Origin of the sequence: Chitinophaga sp. (assembly GCF_036569125.1) — a bacterium.
In the GTDB taxonomy this organism is placed as follows: Bacteria; Bacteroidota; Bacteroidia; order Chitinophagales; family Chitinophagaceae; genus Chitinophaga.
The window spans coordinates 1-4,303 of sequence record NZ_DATCRF010000175.1 but is presented as its reverse complement, the minus strand read 5'-3'; the positions used below and the strand labels follow the sequence as shown (position 1 = coordinate 4,303).

The window sequence follows — 4,303 nt, the reverse complement described above, 5'->3', positions numbered from 1 at the left end:
GGCCGCTGGCTGGCAGATGGACGGCTTGAATACCTGGGCCGTGCAGATGGCCAGGTGAAGATCCGTGGTTACCGGATAGAGCTGGGAGAGATAGAAAGTGTAACCGAGCAAAGCGGCCTGGTACGCCAGTGCGTAGTGGCTGCGCAGGAAGATGGTGCAGGTAACAAACGCCTGGTGGGATATGTGGTGCCAAATGAAAGCTTTGACCGCGGGCAGCTGCAGCAATACCTGCTGGCCCGCTTACCGGCACACATGATCCCTGCCATCTGGATAGAGCTGGAGGCATTGCCCTTAACCGGCAATGGTAAAGTAGATAAAAGCGCTTTACCGGCCGCAGGAGCAGACAGCTTGCAGGAGAAAGCCTATGAAGCGCCCCGCAATGAGCTGGAGCAGCGCATGGCGCAAATATGGCAGCAGCTGCTGGGTGTAGAACGGATAAGTATACACGATAATTTCTTTTCACTGGGCGGGGATTCCATTATCATTATACAGGTAGCCAGCCGTTGCAAACAGGCGAACATCACGGTTCGCCCGAAAGATATTTTTCTGAACCCCAGCATTGCCCGTTTGTCTGCCGCCATAAGCGCTCATACTGCTGCGGCAGCGCTGAGGGCAGAGCAGGGAACGCTGCAGGGCGAATGCGGGTTATTACCCATTCAGCAATGGTTCCTGAACAAAAGAACCGCTAAGCGGGCCGGCTGCTCCCACTATAACCAGGCCTTGTTATTAAGCATCAGCAAAGCTGTAACACCTGCAGAACTTTCTGCAGTAGTTGAGATCTTAGTGGAACGGCATGATGCGCTCCGTTTTTACTATACGCTGCAAACTGCCGGCTGGCAGCAACAATACGGTTCCCATAATACCGGTATAACGGTATGTGACCTACGCCAGGAGGACAGTGCAGGATTAACGGACGCCATCAGCTCCCGGGCAGCAGCTTACCAGCAAAGCCTGGATATAGAAAAAGGCGACCTGCTGCGGGCCGTACTTTTTGAAACACCGCTGGAAGAACCGCAAAACCGTTTGCTGCTGGTGATCCATCACCTGGCTGTAGATGGTGTATCGTGGAGGATCCTGGCAGAAGACCTTGAAGCGCTTACAGATGATCTGAAAGCAGGAAGATTGCCCGCGCAGGTAAGGAAAAGCAGCTCAGTGCGGGACTGGTACCATGCGTTGCATGAGTATGGAACAGCTGAAAGGCTGTTAGCTCAGCAACCCTACTGGGAAGCGTTGGTTAAAAATAAAACCTTATTACCGGTTGATAAAAAATGGGAAGGCGCCTCACAGCTAAAGGATTGGGAAACGATCGTAGAAAAATTACCGCTTGGCAGTACCCGCCGGCTGTTACAGGAAGTACCGGCTGTTTATCATACCGAGATCAATGATATTTTACTGGCAGCCCTTGCCGGAACACTGTCGGAATGGGTTAGGGAAAAACATGTTTTAATAGGGCTGGAAGGCCATGGCAGGGAAGAGGATCTTGCAGAAGGCATAGACCTGAGCAGGACCGTAGGATGGTTCACCAGCCTGTACCCGGTGTTGCTGGATGTAAGCAGCGGGCTTTCTATCGATGAACGTATTAAAGCCATTAAAGAGAACATCCGGAAAATACCGGACAAGGGATTGGGATATGGCGTGCTGAAGCACCTCAATAAAAACGAAGCATTAGCAGGAGAAGATCCCTGGGAAATTGTATTTAATTATTTGGGCCAGGTACAGAATGTGCTTAAAGCAGGCGCCTGGACCGGTACAGCTACAGAACCTGCAGGGCCGGCCATGAGCGGGGAGCTTGACATGCCGGGCAAATTATCTGTGAACAGCTGGATAGCGGAAGATGAGCTGCAGCTGCACTGGAGCTATAACAGCAGGTGGTATAACAGCAATACCATTCAGCAATTAGCCGGGTCTTATACCGCTTTCCTGGAAGCAGTAATAGCACACTGCCTGGGCCTGGGCAGGGAAGTATTTACCCCTTCAGACTACGGGCTGGGGCAGGAGATCAGCTACCGGGAGCTGGATGATTTTCTTGCACAGGAAGCAAAGGCCTTTCCCGGCAATGATATTGTATCCATTGCGCCTTTGAGCGGCCTGCAGGAAGGTATGCTCTTTCATAGTTTGTATGAAGATGGGATAAAGGCTTATATAGAGCAATGGACCTGTGAGCTAACGGATGTAAAACCGGATGTACTGGCGGAGAGCTGGTCATATTTATTGCAGCGGCACAGCATTTTGCGCAGCGGCTTTTATAGCAGCGATTTCCAGCTGCCGGTACAATGTGTTTTCCGCCAGGTGTTCGTGAACGTTGAAGAGCTGGATCTTCGCAGCCTGGATAAAGCGGAGCAACAGCAGGAGCTTGGCCGCTATGCAGCATCGGCAATAGAAAAAGGATTTGACCTGAGAAGGCCGCCGCTAATGAGAATAGCGGTGATCCGGCTGGAAGAGCATCTTTACCAGCTGGTGTGGACCTGGCATCATATCCTGTTCGATGGCTGGTCCATGGCCGTATTGCTGGATGAATTAAAACAGGCGTACAGGCAATTATCTTCCGGGCAGGAGCTGCCCATAACGGCAGAAGACCGCTATGAAGAATATATCAGCTACATACAACGTGTGAACAGGCAGGCAGAGAAAAGCTGGTGGCAGCAATACCTGTCTGGCGTGGAACGCCCGGTACTGTTACCTTTCATAGGGCGCGCAGCGGAACGTACCAAAGGGATCGGGACCTATGCGCAGGAAAACCTGCAGCTCAGTGAGGCATTTACCCGCCGGCTGATGGAATATGCACAACAGCAGCAGGTAACGCTGAATACACTGATGCAGGGCGTATGGGCGTACCTGTTATACCGGTATACGGGCGGGGAGGAGGTGGTGTACGGCGTAACCGTATCCGGCCGGCCGGAAGACCTGGCCGGGGTTGAACGCCGGGTGGGGATGTATATTAATACGCTGCCGCTGCATACACATATTAATCCTGCAGCGGGCATAGGCGACTGGCTTCGTGAAATACAAAATGGGCAGGTATCCGGCCGCCAGTACCAGTATAGCCGTTTGAGTGATATCAGGCAATGGGCAAAAGTTCCTGACGACCTGTTCGACAGCCTGCTGGTGTATGAGAACTACCCAGCGGGCAGCCCTGCTGTATGGGAAGAAGGAGGGCTGAACATCATGAATGCAGGCCTGCGTGAACAAACCAACTACCCGCTAACCCTTACTATTGCTGCTGAGCAGGAAATAACCATCAGCTTCAGCTACAATACAGCAATGCTGGATGCAGAAGTGCTGCGCAGGATAAAGGAAAACTTCCGCATTGTTTTAACCCGCATAATAGAAAACGGAACAGGCTTGATCAATACGCTGGACCTGTTAACGGAAGCAGAGCTGCATACATTAATGCAAATGTCCTCCGGCCCTGTAGTGGAGCTTCCACATAACAAAACAGTAGTGGATCTGCTGGAAGAGCAGGCCGCACGAACGCCTAACGCATTGGCCGTGGTGTATGGCGATCGGCAGCTAACTTATCAGCAGCTGAGCGTGCAAAGTAACCGCCTGGCTCATTACCTGCAAAGCTGCGGTGTGCAAACAGATAGCCTGGCTGGCATTTGCATGGAGCGTTCGCCGGAGATGATCATAGGCATAGTAGCGATCCTGAAAGCAGGCGCTGCATATGTACCCATAGATCCTGCTTACCCCGAGGAGCGGATCAGCTATTTACTGGCTGATACGGAAGCCGCCATAGTATTGAGCCATACAGATAGCAGGCATGTGCTGCCGGCCGCTTATAAGGGCCGGGTAATATTGCTGGATACCATCGCTGAAGAGCTGAGCGGGGAACCTGCCGGCCTTCCCCTTACCGGCCTGCAGCCGCATCACCTGGCTTATGTGATCTATACCTCCGGATCAACAGGCCGTCCCAAAGGAGTAATGATAGAACACGGAAACTTGTTAAACTACCTGTTGTACAGCCGGGAGCATTACCTGGATAAAGAAAGCCTTTCCGGAACATATGTATACCTCTCCACGACCTTTGATGCATCCCTTACAGCCTTGTTAACACCGCTGATAGCAGGCAGGCCGATGGTTATAAGCAGGGCAAAGGCGCCTGAGATATTTGAAGATCCTTCCCTGGATGCAGGAGCGCCCTATGATTTTATTAAGCTCACACCCGCGCATTTACCCCTGCTGATCCACCGCCTGCAGCAACAGCATATCACGGGCGCCTATACGAAACGGATGGTGCTGGGCGGAGAAGCGCTGCACCCGGGCGATCTGCGTTATTTCGTTGACAACGGAATTAATATAGAGA

General features: G+C 52.2%; 1 protein-coding gene. It reads left to right on the top strand.

Features of this window, described 5'->3' with window-relative positions; translation table 11 throughout:
• A partial coding sequence (locus VIM87_RS06370; protein WP_331996168.1) for a condensation domain-containing protein occupies positions 1 to 4,303 on the top strand: 4,303 nt, incomplete at both ends.